Source organism: Vibrio sp. CK2-1, assembly GCF_021726515.1.
GTDB lineage: Bacteria > Pseudomonadota > Gammaproteobacteria > Enterobacterales > Vibrionaceae > Vibrio.
This window is the reverse complement of the sequence record NZ_JAKKCJ010000004.1, coordinates 31841-51457: the sequence shown is the minus strand read 5'-3', so window position 1 is coordinate 51457 and position 19617 is coordinate 31841. Positions and strand designations below refer to the sequence as shown.

At 42.8% G+C, this 19617-nt stretch carries 16 protein-coding genes and 4 tRNA genes; 11 read left to right on the top strand and 9 right to left on the bottom strand.

Annotated elements, in window-relative coordinates; all coding sequences use genetic code 11:
- The first annotated feature begins 14 nt into the window (after positions 1–14).
- Positions 15–881 (top strand): acyl-CoA thioesterase II, encoded by an 867-nt coding sequence (gene tesB, locus L3V25_RS11285; protein ID WP_027696195.1) that lies wholly within the window; start codon positions 15–17, stop codon positions 879–881.
- Positions 882–969: 88 nt separating this feature from the next.
- On the opposite strand, the gene L3V25_RS11280 is transcribed toward tesB, so the two are convergent.
- On the bottom strand, positions 970–1428 hold the full coding sequence (locus tag L3V25_RS11280) for an Lrp/AsnC family transcriptional regulator (protein WP_193002305.1): 459 nt from the start codon (positions 1426–1428) through the stop codon (positions 970–972).
- A 145-nt stretch (positions 1429–1573) separates the two neighbouring features.
- Here L3V25_RS11280 and L3V25_RS11275 point away from each other — a divergent pair, with 145 nt between their 5' ends.
- Complete coding sequence (locus L3V25_RS11275) at positions 1574–2629, top strand: PLP-dependent cysteine synthase family protein (protein ID WP_237295443.1); 1056 nt, start codon at positions 1574–1576, stop codon at positions 2627–2629.
- Between the two features lie 186 nt (positions 2630–2815).
- Positions 2816–3424, top strand: coding sequence for an outer membrane beta-barrel protein (locus L3V25_RS11270; RefSeq protein ID WP_237295442.1), 609 nt, complete (start codon positions 2816–2818; stop codon positions 3422–3424).
- A 393-nt stretch (positions 3425–3817) separates the two neighbouring features.
- On the opposite strand, the gene L3V25_RS11265 is transcribed toward L3V25_RS11270, so the two are convergent.
- Both L3V25_RS11265 and L3V25_RS11260 read right to left on the bottom strand, forming a co-directional pair.
- Positions 3818–6931, bottom strand: coding sequence for a multidrug efflux RND transporter permease subunit (locus tag L3V25_RS11265; protein ID WP_237295441.1), 3114 nt, complete (start codon positions 6929–6931; stop codon positions 3818–3820).
- Positions 6931–7998: an efflux RND transporter periplasmic adaptor subunit gene (locus L3V25_RS11260; protein ID WP_237295440.1), complete on the bottom strand. Its 1068-nt coding sequence runs from the start codon at positions 7996–7998 to the stop codon at positions 6931–6933. The genes L3V25_RS11265 and L3V25_RS11260 overlap by 1 nt, the downstream gene beginning before the upstream one ends.
- Positions 7999–8273: 275 nt before the next feature.
- Here L3V25_RS11260 and L3V25_RS11255 point away from each other — a divergent pair.
- The 7 genes from L3V25_RS11255 (at position 8274) to L3V25_RS11225 (ending at position 14083) form a co-directional block, all read left to right on the top strand.
- Positions 8274–8358: transfer RNA gene (locus L3V25_RS11255), tRNA-Tyr, on the top strand.
- A 97-nt stretch (positions 8359–8455) separates the two neighbouring features.
- A tRNA-Tyr gene (locus L3V25_RS11250) sits at positions 8456–8540 on the top strand.
- Between the two features lie 97 nt (positions 8541–8637).
- Positions 8638–8722 (top strand) — tRNA-Tyr (locus tag L3V25_RS11245).
- A 95-nt stretch (positions 8723–8817) separates the two neighbouring features.
- A tRNA-Tyr gene (locus L3V25_RS11240) sits at positions 8818–8902 on the top strand.
- A gap of 518 nt (positions 8903–9420) precedes the next feature.
- A complete protein-coding gene (locus L3V25_RS11235) occupies positions 9421–10956 on the top strand; it encodes a nucleobase:cation symporter-2 family protein (protein ID WP_237295439.1) in 1536 nt (511 codons plus the stop codon).
- Positions 10957–11104: 148 nt separating this feature from the next.
- On the top strand, positions 11105–12511 hold the full coding sequence (locus L3V25_RS11230) for an 8-oxoguanine deaminase (protein ID WP_237295438.1): 1407 nt from the start codon (positions 11105–11107) through the stop codon (positions 12509–12511).
- A 246-nt stretch (positions 12512–12757) separates the two neighbouring features.
- A complete protein-coding gene (locus L3V25_RS11225) occupies positions 12758–14083 on the top strand; it encodes an anaerobic C4-dicarboxylate transporter (RefSeq protein ID WP_237295437.1) in 1326 nt (441 codons plus the stop codon).
- A gap of 97 nt (positions 14084–14180) precedes the next feature.
- Here L3V25_RS11225 and L3V25_RS11220 read toward each other — a convergent pair whose 3' ends face one another.
- The 4 genes from L3V25_RS11220 to L3V25_RS11205 all read right to left on the bottom strand — a co-directional run bounded on the left by L3V25_RS11220 (position 14181) and on the right by L3V25_RS11205 (position 16971).
- Positions 14181–14561 (bottom strand): LysM peptidoglycan-binding domain-containing protein, encoded by a 381-nt coding sequence (locus L3V25_RS11220; RefSeq protein ID WP_237295436.1) that lies wholly within the window; start codon positions 14559–14561, stop codon positions 14181–14183.
- A gap of 91 nt (positions 14562–14652) precedes the next feature.
- Complete coding sequence (locus tag L3V25_RS11215) at positions 14653–15246, bottom strand: TetR/AcrR family transcriptional regulator (RefSeq protein WP_237295435.1); 594 nt, start codon at positions 15244–15246, stop codon at positions 14653–14655.
- 111 nt (positions 15247–15357) lie between these two features.
- Positions 15358–15909: a carboxymuconolactone decarboxylase family protein gene (locus tag L3V25_RS11210; RefSeq protein WP_237295434.1), complete on the bottom strand. Its 552-nt coding sequence runs from the start codon at positions 15907–15909 to the stop codon at positions 15358–15360.
- 138 nt (positions 15910–16047) lie between these two features.
- Positions 16048–16971, bottom strand: a complete 924-nt coding sequence (locus L3V25_RS11205; protein WP_237295961.1) for a glutathione S-transferase family protein — start codon at positions 16969–16971, stop codon at positions 16048–16050.
- Positions 16972–17151: 180 nt separating this feature from the next.
- On the opposite strand from L3V25_RS11205, the gene L3V25_RS11200 reads away from it, so the two are divergent.
- Positions 17152–17454, top strand: coding sequence for a cysteine-rich CWC family protein (locus tag L3V25_RS11200; protein ID WP_237295433.1), 303 nt, complete (start codon positions 17152–17154; stop codon positions 17452–17454).
- A gap of 97 nt (positions 17455–17551) precedes the next feature.
- Here L3V25_RS11200 and oppF read toward each other — a convergent pair whose 3' ends face one another.
- Complete coding sequence (gene oppF, locus L3V25_RS11195; protein ID WP_267135482.1) at positions 17552–18613, bottom strand: murein tripeptide/oligopeptide ABC transporter ATP binding protein OppF; 1062 nt, start codon at positions 18611–18613, stop codon at positions 17552–17554.
- A complete protein-coding gene (locus L3V25_RS11190) occupies positions 18610–19584 on the bottom strand; it encodes an ABC transporter ATP-binding protein (RefSeq protein WP_027697339.1) in 975 nt (324 codons plus the stop codon). The genes oppF and L3V25_RS11190 overlap by 4 nt, the downstream gene beginning before the upstream one ends.
- Positions 19585–19617: the final 33 nt, after the last annotated feature.

The following is a 19617-nucleotide window of genomic DNA, read 5'->3' as shown; positions in this document are numbered from 1 at the left end:
AATATGGAGGTCTGATGAGCAAACAATTACAAGAATTACTCAATTTACACCAACTCGAACGTTTAGAAGTTGGCCTATTCCGTGGGGAATGTGAGCATTTAGGCTTACCGCAAGTTTATGGTGGGCAAGTAATTGGACAAGCTTTATCTGCCGCTGGTTATACCGTTGAATCAGATAGAACGGTCCACTCTTTTCATAGCTACTTCTTACACCCGGGCGATATTAATCAACCTATTATTTATGATGTTGAAAAACTGCGTGATGGTAAAAGTTTATCCACCCGTCGAGTCAAAGCGATTCAACACGGCAGACCAATTTTTTATCTGACAGCTTCTTATCAAGGCCAGTTTGAAGGGTTAGAACATCAAGAATCACAAATGCCGGATATCCAAGGGCCAGAAGGCATTCCTTCGGAAACAGAACTTGCACAGTCGATGAAAGATGCCCTATCTCCTGCGATGCAACGTGCATTTTGCCATGAAAAGCCAATTGAAGTGCGCCCTGTCGTGGTCAACAACCCATTCAAACCAGACGCTCTACCCGCTAAACAATATTTATGGATTAAAGCCAATGGTGCGCTGCCGGATGATCCGATCTTGCATCAATACTTGCTCGGTTACGCTTCTGATTGGGGGTTCTTAGTCACAGCACTATTCCCGCATAAAGTTTCACTGTTTACGCCAAAGTTCCAAGTTGCCACGATTGATCATTCAATGTGGTTTCATCGTCCGTTTAAAATGGATGAATGGCTGTTGTATGTGATTGATAGCCCAACCAGCAGCAATGGCCGCGGCTTAGTACGTGGTGAGATTTTTGACCGACAAGGAAATCTAGTTGCAAGCGCGGTACAAGAAGGTGTGATGCGCTTTACTCAAAAATAGTTTTCAGCGCACACTTTTTCAGTACACATAGAGCTACACACTTAACGAGCCACTTAAATCTGATTTAAGTGGCTCGTTCATATCATAACTACCGAATGGGTAATGCAGTCGTATATTTAATCGATTCCATCGCAAAGGTTGAAGTCACGTTCGAAATCCCTTCTACGCTATTTACTAATTTCTTATAAAATTCATCGTACGCTTTCATATCTGACACCAAGACTTTCATCATGTAGTCAAACTCCCCTGCCATACGGTAAAACTCCATCACTTCTGGGAACTCACTGACCGTATCGACAAATGTTTGATACCACTCATTCGAATGATTGTTGGTTTTGATTAAGGCAAACGCGACAAAAGACAAACCCAACTTCTCTGGGTTGAGTAGCGCGACCTTTTTATCAATCATGCCTTGTTCTTCTAATCGCTTAAGACGTTTCCAACAAGGTGTTGTAGTCAAATTAACCGTATCAGCCAATTCTTGTAGAGAGACTGTGGTGTCCTGTTGAAGCATATTGAGTAGTGTTTTATCTACTTTATCCAACATCAGATGTTTCATTTCTTAAAACCTACCAAATGGGGAATTTATTTCTACAATATAAGAAAATAACAACCAATAAAGCAAATCTTTTCTCTTGTTTAAGAGGTAAATTACCTACATTAGATACCGAGTAACAATTAGGATTAATATTATGTGCATAGATAGACAATGGATTAACCAAGCGATCAATAAAATCGAAGCGGACTTTCAACGCTCAGCCGATACGCATTTAATAAAATTGGATCTGCCATATTTATCAGGCATTGATATTTATCTTAAAGATGAAAGTACCCATCCGACTGGCTCTCTCAAGCATCGTTTGGCACGTTCATTATTCTTATATGCTTTATCGAATGGTTGGATTGGCCCTGAAACGACCGTGATTGAGTCGTCTTCGGGTAGTACTGCGGTATCGGAAGCTTACTTTGCTCGCCTACTAGGCTTACGTTTTATTGCCGTGATGCCAAAATCAACCGCGACTAAAAAAATCGAACAAATCCAATTTTATGGTGGTGAAGCTCACCTAGTAGAACGATCAGATCAAATCTATGCTGAATCTCGTCGTTTAGCAGAAGAATTAAATGGCCATTACATGGATCAGTTTACCTATGCTGAGCGCGCGACCGACTGGCGTGGAAACAACAACATTGCCGACAGCATCTTTTGCCAAATGAGCCGTGAACCTCACCCGATTCCCTCTTGGATCGTCATGAGTGCAGGAACGGGCGGTACATCTGCAACCATTGGCCGTTTTTTACGTTATAAAAAACACCCTACTCAACTGTGTGTAGTTGATCCTGAAAATTCGGTTTTCCATGACTTTTTCAAACATGGTGATGCCTCTATTACGATTGATTCAGGCAGTAAGATTGAAGGTATTGGTCGCCCACGCGTAGAGCCGAGCTTTATTCCTGGCGTGATCGATGAAATGCGCACTATTCCAGATGCTGCCAGCGTTGCTACGATTCAATGGTTAGAGAACATCCTTGGCCGCAAAGTGGGCCCATCGACGGGTACCAATTTATATGGCGCTTTAAATATTGCCCATGAAATGATCCAACGCGGCGAAACGGGTTCAATCGTCACCTTAATTTGTGACAGTGGTGATCGCTATTTAAACTGTCACTATAATTCTGAGTGGCTAGAAAAAAATATTGCCGATCTCACTCCGTTTAAAGAAACGTTAAAAACCATTACCCACTTATAAGTATTTCGACATATTTTCAAACTAAGATTGATGGTTGATATACTTAAGAAAATTAATCACAAAATATAGGGATTAGCTCAAGTATTACGCTAATTTTTTGACTATAATGCTGGCAATTTGCGGCGTAATGCCCCCGCTATCATTTTCGATAATGAAATATTATCAACCAGATTGAAAAGGTTAATTATGAAGTCCCTACGCTTATTTGCGCTTGCGCCTTTAGCTATATTGTCTGTTTCTGCTCATGCAGCATCAGATGTTACTGGTAAGGATTACTTTTACTTAGGTACAGGTGCGGTTGGAGTTTCTTCAGATCCAGTAAATGTTACTGGCGCTGGCACGCTCAAGTTTAAGGATTCTGAAATCTACGAGAACCCAAACCTTACGATTGGTGTTGGTCACTATTATTCAAAACACTTCGCTGTTGAAGGTTTCTACCGCTACTCACGAACTGAAGGTGAGTTTGCAGATGACAGCATGGCAAATTTAGATACTCATCAATTTGCTCTATCTGGATTAGCGACGACAGGTAGAATTTGGAAAACTCCTTTTGAGCTATATGCAAAACTGACTGGTACTTATACCTATTCTAAATTTAAAGCTGATAACTTTGACGTCGATGACGAAGATGGTGTGGGCGGTTTAAATATTTCAGGTGGTCTACAGTGGGACTTAATGAATTCCGACTACTTCTTCCGTGCTGAATATGTTTATGCCCTAACCATGGGAGATCTATACGACAATGATGATTACGATTATAAAGGCGTACAAATTAGCCTAGGTCGTACGTTTTAAAGCGTAGATCGTGATTGGAAAAGATAATGGAACGCTGCACTTTCGTCTTCTAACGAAAGTGCAGCGTTTTTTATTGGGTTTCGAATCTCGTTGCTCGGGCGCTACGCTGCTCGTGGCTAGAATAGGTTAACGCGACAAAGCCGAACCACTAAACACACAGTGAAACGGATACAAGTAATGTTATTTTCTAATCTCACCTCTCGGACACCACGTTGTCCGTAGTTCGAAGAAGTTACCCCAACAAAGCCGAGTCACGAGACACGTAGCGAAGCGTATACGAGTAACGCTATTCAAATCTCACCTCTCGGACACCACGCTGTCCGTAGTTCGAAGAAGTTACTCCAACAAAGCCGAGTCACGAGAAACATAGCGAAGCGCATACGAGTAACGATTCTACCCATGCCCAGGGCGAGTCGTGACATCCCTCTCCAACTCTTTATCCAACAAGGCTTCTATATGCCCCGGTGAATGGGTCTTCAACGAAATTAAACGATACATCTGTGGAATCACAAACAAGGTCACTAATGTGGCAAAACTCATTCCAAATAGCACTACTGTACCTACTGCTACTCGGCTTTCATAGCCAGCACCGGTAGATAGCATCAGCGGCAATGATCCCGCTATGGTAGTAAATGCCGTCATTAAGATTGGGCGCAGACGACGTGCTGCCGCATCAATGATCGCTTTTTCAAATTCAATGCCACGGTCACGTAGTTGGTTTGCAAACTCAACAATCAATATGCCGTTTTTAGTTACCATACCAATCAGCAATATCATCCCAATTTGGCTGTAGATATTGAGCCCTTGCCCCATTAAATACAGACCAATAAAACCGCCTAGTACGCCCATTGGCACGGTAAACATCACAACTAGTGGGTTAATAAAGCTTTCAAACTGCGCAGCCAAAACAAGATAAGCCACCAATAAAGCCAAGGCAAAAACCACCATCACGCTTGATTGGTTCTCTTTAAAGTCTTTCGATTCACCGCTATAGGAAATGCTAATATCACTCGGCAAGTTATCAACCGCTTGCTGGTCAAGATAATCAAGCACTTCACCTAGTGTGTAATCTGGCGTTAAGTTCGCACTCAAAGTAATCGATTTTTGTTTATTGGTATGCGACAAGCGGTTGGCTGAAGCAATCTCTTCCAGCTTGGTTACTGTGTCGAGTGTAATGAGCTCTCCGCCATCAGTACGTAAATAAATTTTGCTAAGATCTGCGGCGTTATTAAAGCTGTTTTCATCACCACGTAAATACACATCGTATTCTTCACCACGCTCTAAATAGGTGGTTTCCGTCACGCCACCGAGCATAGCTTCCAGTGTGTCGGAAATATCGCTCACACTTATACCTAAATCGGCTGCGCGTTGCTTATCAACCGTCACGACCAACTCTGGTGTTTTTTCAGAATAATCTAAATCTCCACCCGTGATCACACCTTCTTCTTCGCCTTTGTGCTGCAAGAATTCAGCCCATTTCGAAAGCTCTTGGTAGTCTGAACCACCGAGCACAAATTGCACGGGGTTATCAGAACCGCCACGGAAACCCGGCATCATCGCGCGTACTCGAACATCGGGAATGCCAGATAACGTTTTGCTGATCATACCCAAGGCTTGCTGTGCATTGACGCTTCGTTTATCCCAATCTTCTAGCACCATGATCACAAAGCCAGTTTCATCACCTGCTCGGCCACCAAAGGCGGGTGCATCCACGCTGAATGATTTCAACACGCCTTTACCAAGTAATGGAATAAGGCGATTTTCCACTTCATCCATGTTGGCACTCATGCGGTTAAAACTGGTAGCATCCGCCCCTTTTACAAACGCAAATAGCACACCTTTATCTTCTTTGGGCGCTAATTGGCTAGGGATCATGGTCATCAACCATCCACTCATCACGATACAAGCAATAATACTCACTGGTGCTGACCAACGAAAACGAATCGCACGTACGAGCCCATTGCGATAAGCCGTTTCAATACGGGCAAAGAATTTATCAATACAAAGATTAAAACGATTCGGCTTTACGTTAGCTTTGAGTAATTTACTGCCTAGTACGGGTGTTAAAGTTAACGCGATTAACGATGAGAAAAGCACCGACATAGCAAGTAATACGGAGAACTCGGTAAATAGCAGGCCTACCATGCCATCCATAAAGGAAATAGGTAGGAAGACCATCACCAATACCAAGGTAGTCGCCATAACGGCAAAACCCACTTCTCGCGCGCCTTTATAAGCGGCAAGTAGTGGTGGCTCGCCTCGCTCAAGGTGATGGAAGATATTTTCCACAACCACAATCGCATCATCGACCACTAAGCCAATCGCAAGAATTAACGCCAATAAGGTAATTAAGTTAACCGAGAAACCAAAATAATAAGCCGCCATAAAGGCAGAAATAAGTGACACTGGAACCGTCACCGCAGGAATTAACGTTGCGCGCATTTGACCAAGGAAAATATACAGCACTAGCACCACTAAACCGCCAGTGATAAATAGCGTGTTGTAGACTTCACTAATCGACTGCTCGATAAAGATCGTTGCGTCATACTCTATTTTTAATGAGGTGCCATCTGGTAAAAACTTCTGTACGTTATCGACTTCTGTACGTACTCGCTGAGCAACGTCAAGTGGATTGGCATCGGTTTGAGTAATGATGCCCATGCTGACACCTACTTCGCCGTCACTCTTGTACATCGAACTTTCGTTTTTTGCACCTAAGTAAATCGTCGCAACATCTTGCAGATAAAGCGGATGCCCATCGCTACTTTTATTGACGACTAGATATTTAAAGTCTTCTTCGGTTAAGTAGTTGCGGGTCGTGCGAACTGTCATCGATGTGGTGTCATTACGCACTTCACCACTTGGATTTTCGACGTTTTCACGTTCTAGCGCATCGCGAATATCGGTCGTCGTCACCCCTAGTCCAGCCATCGCAGTTGGATCAAGTTTTACGTACATAACTTTGTCTAAGCCACCACTGATATCAATTGAACTGACACCAGAAATCAAACTAAAGCGGTCAATCAGAACGCGGTTAATGTAATCGGTTAATTGAGTACGATCCATTTTGGTTGAAGTGAGATTGATATGCACCGCCGCATCACCAGAACCATTATCTTTAGATACGATAGGATCGTCGGATTCATCTGGCAGAGAACGTTGCGCACGGGCAATCGCATCACGGACATCACTCACACCTGTCGTAAGGTCATAGCCTAAATCAAAGGTAATGGTAATGCGTGAACTACCATTACGGGAAACCGACTGAATATCATCGACGCCACTTATACCAGAAAGCTGATCTTCTAATATTGTGGTGATCTGGCTTTCCATTATGCTGGCGGAAGCGCCGTCATAATTGGTCGATACCGTAACGACAGGATTCGAAATATCGGGCATTTCACGAACGGCGAGCTTAGTAAAAGACACATAACCAAACACGCACAGTAATAAACTTAAAACAATCGCAACCGTTGGCCGCTTTACCGACACATCAGATAACCACATTATTGCGCTCCTTGGTTATCTGACTTTGGCATTGTGAGTGAATCTTGCTCGACTACTTTGACATTTAAGCCATCGCGCATATTAACCAGACCTTTGGTGACGATTTGCTTACCTATATCAAGGCCAGATTCCACTACAATCTTATCTTCTATACGTGAGCCTAAAATAATTTCGGTACGGGTAACTTTGTCATTTTCAATCACATACACGTAACGCTTAGTACCCGAATATTCTAGCGCCTGTACCGGAATGATCGGTTTATGAATTTTAGGGAAAGTTAAAGTGGCCGACATCAGCATGCCCGGCTTTAATTTATGATCAGGGTTTGCAATATCAACACGCACCGGAACACTCAAAGTGGCGATATTTACACGAGTGTTGATATGAGTGACTTTCCCTGGGAAGGCTTGTTCACTCCACGCTCGGCTTTCGGTATTCACTTCCATGCCCAAGGTTATTTTTGAAAGGTACTTTTCTGGTACTTGTAAATCCAAACGCATGTTGTCTAAATTATCTAGCGTAAATAGCTCTTCACTGGCGCTAACGGTTTTACCTTTACTGAAATCAATAAAGCCAACGGTGCCGGAAAATGGTGCGTTGATATTAAGGTAAGACAGTTCCGCTAGTGCGACGTCCATACGAGCTTTGGCAATATCGACACTGGCACGTTGAGCATCTAATTCAGTTTGAGTAATCGCATTCTTTTTCACCAAACTGGCGAACTCTCTTTCTTTACGTTTTTCATCATTATAATAAGCTCGTGCTTCGTTAAGTGCGGCGCGAGCTTTTTTTTCATCGAGTATAAGAAGTGGATGATTCACTTTTACTTCTTGGTTTGAACTCACCAAGATCTTTTCTACCTTGCCCGAGACTTCCGGCCTAATGGTGACCGATTCTTGCGCTGATAATTTGGCAACTAAGGTTAGGGTTTGCTGAACATCGTGTTCTTGAACGATTTGAGCGCCAACAGGGATCCCCGCTGGTTTATCATTAGCATTCGCAATATGAGAAGTGGCAATAAAGAGAGAAAAAGCGATACCATATGAAGATAGTGATTTTTTATCCATGAGTAATTCCGTTTAAATGCCTAAATAGGCTCAAGGTACAAGCTTTATTCTATCAGCAGAAAGATAGGTTGAGCGTAAAACAATGTAAATATGCTTATCTTTAGAGTAAAAAATGCTTGCTCTCAAGACGGCTAATTTCAGCTAAATCTTACTCATTTTGCTCAATAAAATGCCACTCAAAGCCCAATCAGTTCGAAAACTCAACACTTAATCAATTATTTAAAAAAACTTCTTTACAGCCTAAAACAGTTTGCTATTATGCGCCCCACACTTGTGGAGGGGTTCCCGAGTGGCCAAAGGGAGCAGACTGTAAATCTGCCGGCTCCGCCTTCGATGGTTCGAATCCGTCCCCCTCCACCATTATTTAACTTGTTGGTGTTATTCTTTTTAACACGAGCAAGACGTTCTAGGTACGATGTCAGGTCATTCGTATTGTTAAAGAACAAACACAATTTGTGGAGGGGTTCCCGAGTGGCCAAAGGGAGCAGACTGTAAATCTGCCGGCTCCGCCTTCGATGGTTCGAATCCGTCCCCCTCCACCATTATTCAACTTGTTCATGTTATTCCTTTTAACATCAGCAAGACGTTCTAGATACGATGTCAGGTCATTCGTATTGTTAAAGAGCAAACACAATTTGTGGAGGGGTTCCCGAGTGGCCAAAGGGAGCAGACTGTAAATCTGCCGGCTCCGCCTTCGATGGTTCGAATCCGTCCCCCTCCACCATTATTCACTTGTTCATGTTATTCCTTTTAACATCAGCAAGACGTTCTAGATACGATGTCAGGTCATTCGTATTGATAAAGAACAACACAATTTGTGGAGGGGTTCCCGAGTGGCCAAAGGGAGCAGACTGTAAATCTGCCGGCTCCGCCTTCGATGGTTCGAATCCGTCCCCCTCCACCATTATTTTTCTTTTTATTATAAAAAAGACATAAAAAACCAACTCTCGTAGTTGGTTTTTTTTCGCCTAAAAATCTGCCCCACTTCACATTCTAGTAATAGAAAAAACACATTAACCATCACATTAAAAACAATAAAGTCGATACATTGTACACAATATGACTAAAATAAATTTGCACTAATTTATAACAACACCTGCACTTTCATGATCCACGCCTCCTTTAATTACAATCACTTACTTATTTTAATCTGCTGAATTCCCTCTCAATTTACTCTATTTACTTTTTGGCACAAAACTTGCCAGTTAGACCTAGCTTGCAGAAATTAACACCGCTAATTTACAAAATTGATTGTATTCAATATTGTTGCATTAATGTTAAAGCACACCTATACATACATGGATGCAGAAATATAACTACCCACATGATTTGGGTATATAACAAGAACTGCTAATTCGACGTTAGGAAGGTAGACCCATACTACCTATAAGAATCTAGTGGAATAGACACTAAGGAAATGTCATGAAGCTTACATATACGCTTAACCAACGCCCACCTGTTGGCACAACATTACTACTGGCCTTACAACACATGCTGGCATCGATCGGGGGGATCGTTGCGGTACCTCTTATTGTCGGCGCATCTGTCGGCTTACCCGCTGCTGAAATTGCTGACCTAATTAACGCTGCGTTACTCGTAGGTGGTATTGCCACTATTGTTCAATGTGTCGGTCTTGGCCCTGTGGGGATTCGATTGCCAGTTGTGATGGGTTCCAGCTTTGCTTTCCTCGGCGTGGCGATTTCTATCGGTAAAGCAGATGGTATGAGTGGCATTATGGGTGCTGCTTTTGTTGGCTCATTCTTAGTAATTTTTGCCAGCTTCTTCATGACGCAAATTAAAAAGCTCTTCCCTGATGTGGTGAGCGGCGTTGTAATTACCTTAATCGGTTTAACTATTCTACCGGTAGCGATGAGCTGGATTGGTGACGCGCCAAAAGGCAGTGAAGAATTTGCGACCTTACCAAAACTGTTTCTTGCTTTAATCTCACTTGGTATCGTTATCCTAGTCTCAGTGTATTGCAAAGGTATGATCGCAGCCTCTGCCATTGTGATTGGGTTAGTCGGTGGCTACATTGCCGCTTTAACCATGGGAATGGTCGACTTAAATCAAGTCTCTGAAGCTTCTTGGGTAGGCAGCCCGACCCCGCTTAAATATGGCATGACTTTTTCTTGGGGCGCGATTTTAAGTATGAGCTTGGCTTATATCATCGTGGTTGCGGAAGCCACTGGTGACTTTATGGCACTAGGTGCAAACTGCCAAAAAGAAGTAACCGGTAAAGATTTAAAACGTGGCGTATTAGGCGATGGTCTAGGTAGTACGCTTTCTGCAGTAATGACAGGTATGCCATTGGCTTCATTTAGCCAAAACGTGGGTATTGTCGGTATTACAGGTGTGGCAAGTCGTTATGTTGTGGCTACAACCGGTGGCCTATTAATTCTTGGCGGCTTATTTCCAAAATTAGCAGCGATTGCAGTCACCATTCCAAAGCCCGTTCTAGGCGGCGTAGGTTTCATTATGTTCGGCATGATTGCTTATGCCGGTATTCGTATGCTGATCAAAGCAGCCGATACTAAACGTAATGCTTTAATCATTTGTGTCAGCCTAGCCTCTGGTTTAGCGGTGACGGTTGAGCCTCGTTTAATACAGCATTTACCTCATGCAATGGCGGAATTCTTCCACTCAGGCATTACTACCGGTACTTTGATTGCGATTATCTTACACCAAATTTTACCGCAAAACCGCAAAGAAGAATTAGCCATGAAAAAACAAGAAGTCGTTGAAATGGCGAAAGATGAAGAATGTCATTCACCTGCCTTTAAAGTGATGGAATCAAAAGCAACCATCTCAAAAGCGATTGCCACTATTGCTGCTGAACGTGAGATGGTACGTAACCAAACACTACTTGAGGCGCAATCTGAAGACGATAATTTATCGGATCAACAGACTTCCTCATCCGAATCACAATCTCGGCTCACCCCAAGTACCGCGATGAAATAAAATCTATACCAAGGTAAAAGTCGGCATGTTCGGCTTTTGCCTTTTTCAACTAAAGCTATTAACACCAATAAACATTAACCACCATTAACAAACCTGAAAATAAGACCCTCTCCCCTGAAATGGCTGAGATGGCTAAGGAAAATTATGAATGTCTCAAACGCTTAATACTCAACATTCAGCGAATCAAAACCTAACGACTACTTGGATTAAAAATCCGCTCGATATCTATACTGGCAGCTCGCAAGATGCACGTGGCGGGATTGTCGTTCGTGGAAACACCATCCTTGAATTGGTCGCTTTAAATGCCGAGCCGAGCCACAAGATTGATATTGTGGTGGATGCTAAAAATCACGTTGTCACTCCCGGCTTAATTAATGCCCACCATCACTTTTATCAAACATTAACTCGTGCCTACCCTGATGCGTTAGACAAAGAACTATTCAACTGGCTTAAAACCCTCTACCCAGTTTGGGCGGGTCTTGATGAAGAAATGCATGCCCTTTCTACTGAAGTCGCGCTGGTTGAGATGATGATGTCTGGTTGTACTACCGCCTCCGATCACCATTATTTAATTCCGGTTGGCTTAGAGCATGCGATTGATATTCAGGTTGAAACCGCCAAAAAACTCGGCGTTCGCGCCATTCTAACTCGCGGCTCGATGAGCTTAGGGGAAGACGATGGCGGCCTACCTCCTCGTCATACTATTCAAACCGAACAAACCATCATTGATGACAGCTTGAGGTTAATTAACCAATACCACCAGCGTGAAGACGGTGCGATGATGCAAATTGCTTTAGCGCCTTGCTCGCCATTTTCTGTCACTACCGATTTAATGAAAGAAACTTCACGCATTGCTCATCAAGAAAATGTGATGATGCATACTCACCTGTGTGAAACCATTGATGAAGAAGAGTTCTGCTTGCAACGCTTTGGTCACCGTCCGGTAGATTACCTTGAAAGTGTTGGTTGGCTAAATGATAAAACTTGGCTGGCGCATGGCATTCACTTTAATGATGAAGAAATCAAACGCCTCGGTAGCGCTGGTGTTGGTATCAGTCATTGCCCAACCTCAAACATGATGCTCGCCTCTGGTATTTGTCGTAATAACGAATTAGAAGCAGCAGGCGTGAAAGTTGGCCTAGGGGTTGATGGTTCAGCGTCTAACGATGGTTCCAACATGATTGGTGAAGTACGTATGGCGATGTACTTGCAACGCTTACGTTATGGCTCTGCCAATGTGTCGCACCTTGACGCACTACGTTGGGCAACTAAAGGCTCAGCGGCTGCAATGGGACGCTCTGACATCGGTACTCTGGAAGTCGGTAAACAAGCGGACATTTCCATGTTTACCCTAGATGAAATCCGTTTCTCTGGCTCACACGATCCACTGGCAGCGTTAATTATGTGTGGTGCACAACAAGCTGACCGCGTAATGATTAACGGTGAATGGCGAGTGCATGATGGCCATGTTATTGGGCATGACCTGGAAGACTTGTTAATTCAACATCGAGCGGCGGCGAAACGTCTTGCTGAAAAAGCAATGAAACTACGCTAATAAATATAATACGTTAATAGATACAAATAGCTTCATCATTAGCCCTGAATAACCTTACCGTAGGTGAATCAGGGCTCTTCTCTTTATACCGCATATTTATCTTACCGACATCACACTATTTTTTACCAACATCACAATATCCTCTCTGTGTTTCACTAGACCCAATTGAAGTTGCACTAGATCAAGATTACTCACTATCGACAATGTTAGTTTCTCTATAGTCATAATACTTTAGGGGTAACAGGTATGTTCTATATTCACATGCTGCTGTTGTTAGCAGTCATTTTCACAGGGATTCGGTTTGGCGGTATTGCCTTTGGTTTATTAGGCGGCTTAGGCGTTTCCATTTTAGCGTTTGTGTTTGGCATTGCGCCGGGGTCTCCACCAATCAGCGTTATGTTGATTATTCTTGCAGTAGTTGCGGCTTCAGCAACATTAGAAGCGACGGGTGGTTTAAAATTACTGGTTAAGTTTGCAGAAAGATTGCTGCGTAAGCACCCAAATCAAATCGTATTTTTAGGGCCATTTTGTACTTACCTTTTAACCGTTCTTGTTGGTACTGGTCATAGTGTTTACCCTCTTCTACCCGTTATCTACGATGTTTCGATTAAAAAAGGTATTCGTCCAGAACGTCCAATGGCGATGGCTTCAGTTGCTTCGCAAATGGGGATCACCGCGAGTCCAATCGCCGCTGCTGCTGCCGTTGTGATGGCAACCGCCGCTAAAAATGATTTGGACATTTCACTGGTTCACGTGTTGATGGTCACCATTCCAGCAACCTTCTGTGGCTTACTCGCCGGTTGTACTTGGAGCCTATTCCGCGGCAAAGAACTCGACCAAGACGAAGCCTTTATCGAACGCTGCAAAAACCCAGATTTTAAAGCCGCGTTAATTGATGAAACTGCCGAAGGCGGTAATGATATTGCCAATGCAAAAAAAGCCAAAACAGGTTTAACCGTGTTCTTAGCGGGTATTGCGGTGGTAGTCTTTGTTGCGATGTTCGGTAAAGACCTGAATCTGTTACCTCAAGGTGTGGGCATGTCGGTCGCCATTCAATTCTTAATGTTGGCTGTCGGCGCGATTATTCTGCTATGCACTAAAGTTGATCCAAAAGAAATCGCTAAAAGTAATGTGTTTACGGCGGGGATGTCTGCGGTAATCATCATCTTTGGTATTGCTTGGATGAGTGACACCATCATTGAACACCACAAGCCTTACCTAATTGAAATGGTGAGCGATATTGTTAGCGTTCATCCTTGGACCTTTGCTTTTGCCATGTTTGCTACTTCAGTTTTCTTAAAAAGCCAAGCCGCGGTACTGACGATTATGTTTCCATTAGGTTTCTCGTTAGGTATTCCACCGGAAGTCTTAATCGGGGTTATTCCAGCTTGTTATGCTTATTTCTTCTTCCCATTCTACCCATCAGATCTGGCGGCGATCACCTTTGACCGCTCAGGCACGACGTCGATTGGTAAGTATGTATTGAATCACAGCTTCTTTATTCCAGGCATTATCGGCGTATCGACAGCGACTGTGATTGGTTACTTTATTTCGACTACCTTACTAGGCTAGTGGCACAATAAATATCACGTGCACTAGATACAAAAATGGCTGATCAATTGATCAGCCATTTTTTATTAGAGCTTTAATTTATAAAAACTTTAATCCGTTATTTTAGTTTGATCGTTTGACCAATTAATAGCGATTTTGGATTCTTAATCTCTGGGTTTAGTTGCTGTAACTCATCAACCGTCATATCGTGCTCGCTGGCAATGCGATACAAGGTATCATTTTCTTTGATCACGTAAGCGCTCGACTTGTCTTGCATACCTTGCTTGATTTCATCTTGATCCATCGCCAGTTGATCAACTTTATCTGCTAGTTGCTGATTCGACTCTTTTTGAGCTTGTAGGTCAGCTTGTAGAGAACTTAGTTGCTCCGCTTGTTGATTCTGCTGCTCAATCACTTCATCATTTGAAGCACAGCCAGAAAGAGCCAAAGCCGATGCTAACATCGTTAATGTAATGATTTTTTGTTTACTCTTTAACATAGTCAAATACCTTTGATTGCTTTGAACTCTTAATTTAGTCAATAAACCTTATAAATATCAAGTGAATTAATAAAGTTTCATCTATTTATTTTCATCTACTCGCCTGTAAATCAGCAAACAAATCATCAATGAGCTTTTCTATCACATCTTGCTGTTTAACGGTTCGTGCATAAGTTCTTAAGCCAATAATTTGAACCTGAAAAAAGCGGGCTAATTCATTTGCGGTTTTATCCGTTGAGAACTCGCCATTATTGATTGCTTGCTGGAATAGCTCGGAAAATGTCGCTTCTATTTGCGATAAAATGGTCGTTGCTTCATGCAGTAGATCGGGAGAGTCACTTTCTGTTAATTCCGCAATGCTTTTCACTATCATACACATGCCATTAGGGGCGCGGTCTTTATCGGCAATAATGATGTGAGTAATAAAGCGTTTTAAACCAAGTAGAATGGTAGTTTCTTGTGCTAAGCAATCCGTCAGTAGTGCCATATTTTGGTTGGCATAAAGCGAAAGCGATTCTTTAAAAAGGTTATCTTTACTGCCAAATGCAGCGTAAATACTGCCCGGACGCATATCAATAACCTCTTGTAGATTTCTCATAGAGGTGGCGTGATAGCCCTTTTCCCAATATAGATTTTTCGCTTTTTCAATTACTTGGTCACGATTAAATTTAGCTTGTTTAGTCATTGCTATACCTAAAAAACCAAGCGATAACATATCACTTGGCTTTATTTACTTTCTCATGATTGTACAGGCTTTCAGTTGGTATTCACATCTTAAGCCATATCTTTGAAAGCGTTATTTCTTCGTCCATTTAAATTGTTCAAACATTGGATCGACTGGTGTTTCTGCTACATGGTTTACATAATTACTGATCACTTTTTGTGATAAGCCAAGAATCACGTCTAAAACATGTTGTTGAGTGTACCCAGCGGCAAAAAAGTCTTGTAGCTCTTGCTCAGAGACATTACCTCGATTTCGAACCATGCTTAATGTGAACAAATGAAGAGCTTGAAGTTTCTCTGTTGGCATTGGTTGCTGGTTGCGTAAAGCTTCAGTGATTGCCGGATCGACTTTCATTGAATGGGCAATGCCTGTATGCGCGGGTACACAGTAGTGACACTCATGCTCTACATTGATGGTTTGCCACACAACCGTTAATTCCTCAGCATCAAACGAGCTATCTGCAAACAATTGATGCAGTTGAGTATAAGCTTGTAGCAGATTTGGAGACTCAGCCATCACTCCAAATAATCCAGGAATGCGACCCATTTGCTTTTTAGCACCTTCTAATACGGCTTTGCTTTTTTCTGGTGCAGATTCAAGAGTATGGATTTTGAAATTAGACATTATAGCTTCCTTATTAATACAAAATTTAAGCTTTTCTATAGGGTGACTCTGTACTACCCATTCACCATACATACATCTGAACGATCGTTCAAGTTATTTTTGAACGACCGTTCAGAAGCCTATTCATTTACATAATAATTAGCTATCTAAATCTAATTCAGGTCCTTTAGGTACGACTTGAGTTGGGTTAATACTTTTCTGGCTAAAGTAATAATGACGCTTAATATGTTCAAAACTCACAGTGCCTTTGATGCCAGGCTCTTGATACAGTGCTTTCATATAACGATAAAGGTTGGGATATTCAGCAATGCGTTTTAAGTTACATTTGAAATGGCCAACGTAAACCGCATCAAAGCGAATTAAAGTGGTAAACAAACGCCAATCCGCTTCTGTGATTTTCTCACCAACAAGATACTTACTCTGAGATAGATGCTGCTCCACCTTATCTAACGCGGCAAACAAGCTATCAAACGCTTCTTCATACGCTTGTTGGGAGGTAGCGAACCCGGTTTTATACACTCCGTTATTAATGTTGGGATAGATAAACTCATTCCATTGATCGATTTCAGATCTAAGCTCTTGCGGGTAGTAGTCATCAGTATTACCCGTTAAATCATTAAACTCCGAATTAAACATGCGCAGAATTTCTGAAGATTCATTACTGACTATGGTGTTGGTTTTCTTATCCCACAGCGTAGGCACCGTCACGCGACCTGAGTAGTCACGCTTGGCTTGGGTATAAATTTGATGAAGTTTGGTAAAGCCAAATAGCGGCTCAGGTTGGCTGAACTCCCAGCCATTTTCCAGCATATCTGGGCTAACCACTGTGACGTCAATATGGTCGGCTAATCCTTTTAGCTCACGCATAATTAAGGTGCGGTGCGCCCACGGACAGGCAAGAGACACATACAAGTGATAGCGACCTGATTCTGGTTGAAACGGCGCATCTGGCTTATTTTCAATCCAATTTCGGAAACCGGCATCTTCACGGACAAATTTACCGCCGCTCGATTCAGTGTCGTACCAAACATCGTGCCATACACCTTCGACTAACTTACCCATCATGCTCTCCTGTTCTGTGTTCTGTTTAGTATCTCTCAGTATAAGTAGCCTAGCGCTCAGTCACACCGCAACGAGCTGACGGTTTTGTTCGATAGATTCGAATGAGTGACGCGATTTTATAGCCATGCTAAAGTCTCTGTTACAATAAACCCTCGACTCATTCATTACTGATATCCCATTATGAAAACACCATGTATTGCAGCTTGTAAAAATAACGCAGGGATCTGCTCTGGATGCCATCGCACCATGGGTGAAATTCTTCAATGGAGCAGAATGGATGATGACGCTCACTCGCAAGTGATGGCCAAACTCAGTGGTGAAAAAAGCACTCATGCCTGCCCTGAATGTGGTGACAATACTTTTTGTGATATCGCTGCAGGGAAAGAGACTTGCTGGTGTTTTGAAATAGAAGAGCGTCAAATAACCGAAACTTACGATGTCTGTTTATGCCGCCGCTGTTTGGAAAAGAAACCTGTCGTTTAACACTCACCGCTTAAAACCTTGCTAATAAAAAAGAAACAGACAATAAAAAAGCAGCACCTTTCAGCACTGCTTTCATTCAATTAATTTTCAGACCGGATTAATCCACCAGCAAACACGATACCGCGTGAACATCAGTACCTTTGATTTGTGGTTTTTGCTCCGCACATTGTGCAGTAGCGATTGGACAGCGAGTCCTAAACACACAACCTGATGGTGGGTTGATCGGCGATGGTAAATCCCCTTCTAGCATCTGAATGACTTTGGCGCGTTCTTTCTTCGGATCTGGAATCGGCACCGCTGACATCAAGGCTTTGGTGTATGGGTGTTTCGGATTTGCAAATAATGCATCTGCCTCGCCGAGCTCTACCGCATTACCTAGGTACATTACCAATACACGGTCTGAGATGTGTTTTACCACTGATAAGTCGTGGGCAATAAACACTAAACTCAAGCCTAGTTCACGCTGTAGTTCTTTTAGTAGGTTCACTACCTGCGCCTGAATCGATACATCTAGGGCTGATACCGGTTCATCACAAATGATCATCTTAGGATTCAAAATCAACGCACGAGCGATACCAATACGCTGACACTGACCACCTGAAAACTCATGTGGGTAACGGTTAATCACGTTCGGTAACAGCCCAACTTTATCCATCATGGCTTTTACTTTGGCTTTCACTTCAGCCCTAGATAGCTTTGGATAAAACGTCACAAGCGGCTCAGCAATGATGTCACCAACGGTCATGCGTGGGTTAAGCGACGCCAGCGGATCTTGGAAAATCATCTGAATTTCTTTGCGCTTTTCACGCTTTTGAACCGCTTGCATGCGCGTTAAGTCTTGGCCTAACCACATTACTTCGCCTTCAGTCGCTTCCACTAAACCAATAATCGCGCGAGCAAAGGTTGATTTACCACAGCCAGACTCACCGACTACGCCCAGAGTCTCACCTTCATATAAACGAGCATTGACGCCATCAACCGCTTTTAATTTAGCCGGTTTTGACCAAGGCCATGCGGATTTCGAGGCAATATTAAAGTGAACTTTTAAGTTTTTAATATCCAGCAATAAGTTTTTATCCGCTAATGCCACTTTTTCAATTTTGGCTTTAGGCTCAACAATGCTTGGTTGTTCTGTTTTTACTTCATTTGTAATGCTCATGACTTCCAAGTCTCCCATTCAGAAAAACAAGCACGGAAACGGTCTTCACCAAATGGTAAAAGCTGTGGTGCTTCTTGACGACAACGATCGGTAACACGGTGACAACGTTCTTGATACGGACAACCAGTTGGCAAACGTAGCAAGTTCGGTGGGTTACCTGGAATGGTTGGCAACTCTTCGCCTTCGGTATCAAGACGAGGAATGGCACGTAGTAAGCCTTCGCTGTATGGGTGGCTTGGTTTGTAGAAAATTTCATCGACCGTACCGTACTCCATGGTACGTCCGGCATACATCACCAGCACTTTGTCACAAGAGCCGGCAACAACACCTAGGTCATGGGTGATCATAATAATCGCGGTGTTAAATTCGTCTTTAAGCTCATTCAACAAGTCCATGATTTGCGCTTGAACCGTTACATCTAGTGCAGTAGTCGGTTCATCGGCAATCAGTAGCTTAGGACGACAAAGCAGTGCCATCGCGATCATCACACGCTGACGCATACCACCAGAGAACTCATGCGGGTACATATTAATACGCTTACGAGCTTCTGGAATTTTCACCGCCTCAAGCATGCGTACCGATTCTTCAAATGCTTCGGTTTTACCCATGCCTTTGTGCAACATTAATACTTCCATTAGCTGATCGCTGACCTTCATATATGGGTTCAATGAGGTCATAGGATCTTGGAAAATCATCGCAATTTGTTCTGCGCGAATCTTGTTAAGCTCTTTTTCTGGCAAGTTTAAAATTTCTTTGCCTTCAAATTTGGCACTTCCACTGATCACACCGTTTTTCGCCAGCAAGCCCATGATGGCAAACACGGTTTGGGATTTACCAGAACCAGACTCACCTACAATACCAAGGGTTTCACCTTGCTTGATGGAAAAACTTAAATCGTTAACCGCGGTCACCATGCCGTCTTGGGTTTTAAACTCAACCCTTAAATCTTGTACATCTAATAAATTACTCATTATCTTTCCTTAAATTCTATTTGGCTTAGGCAG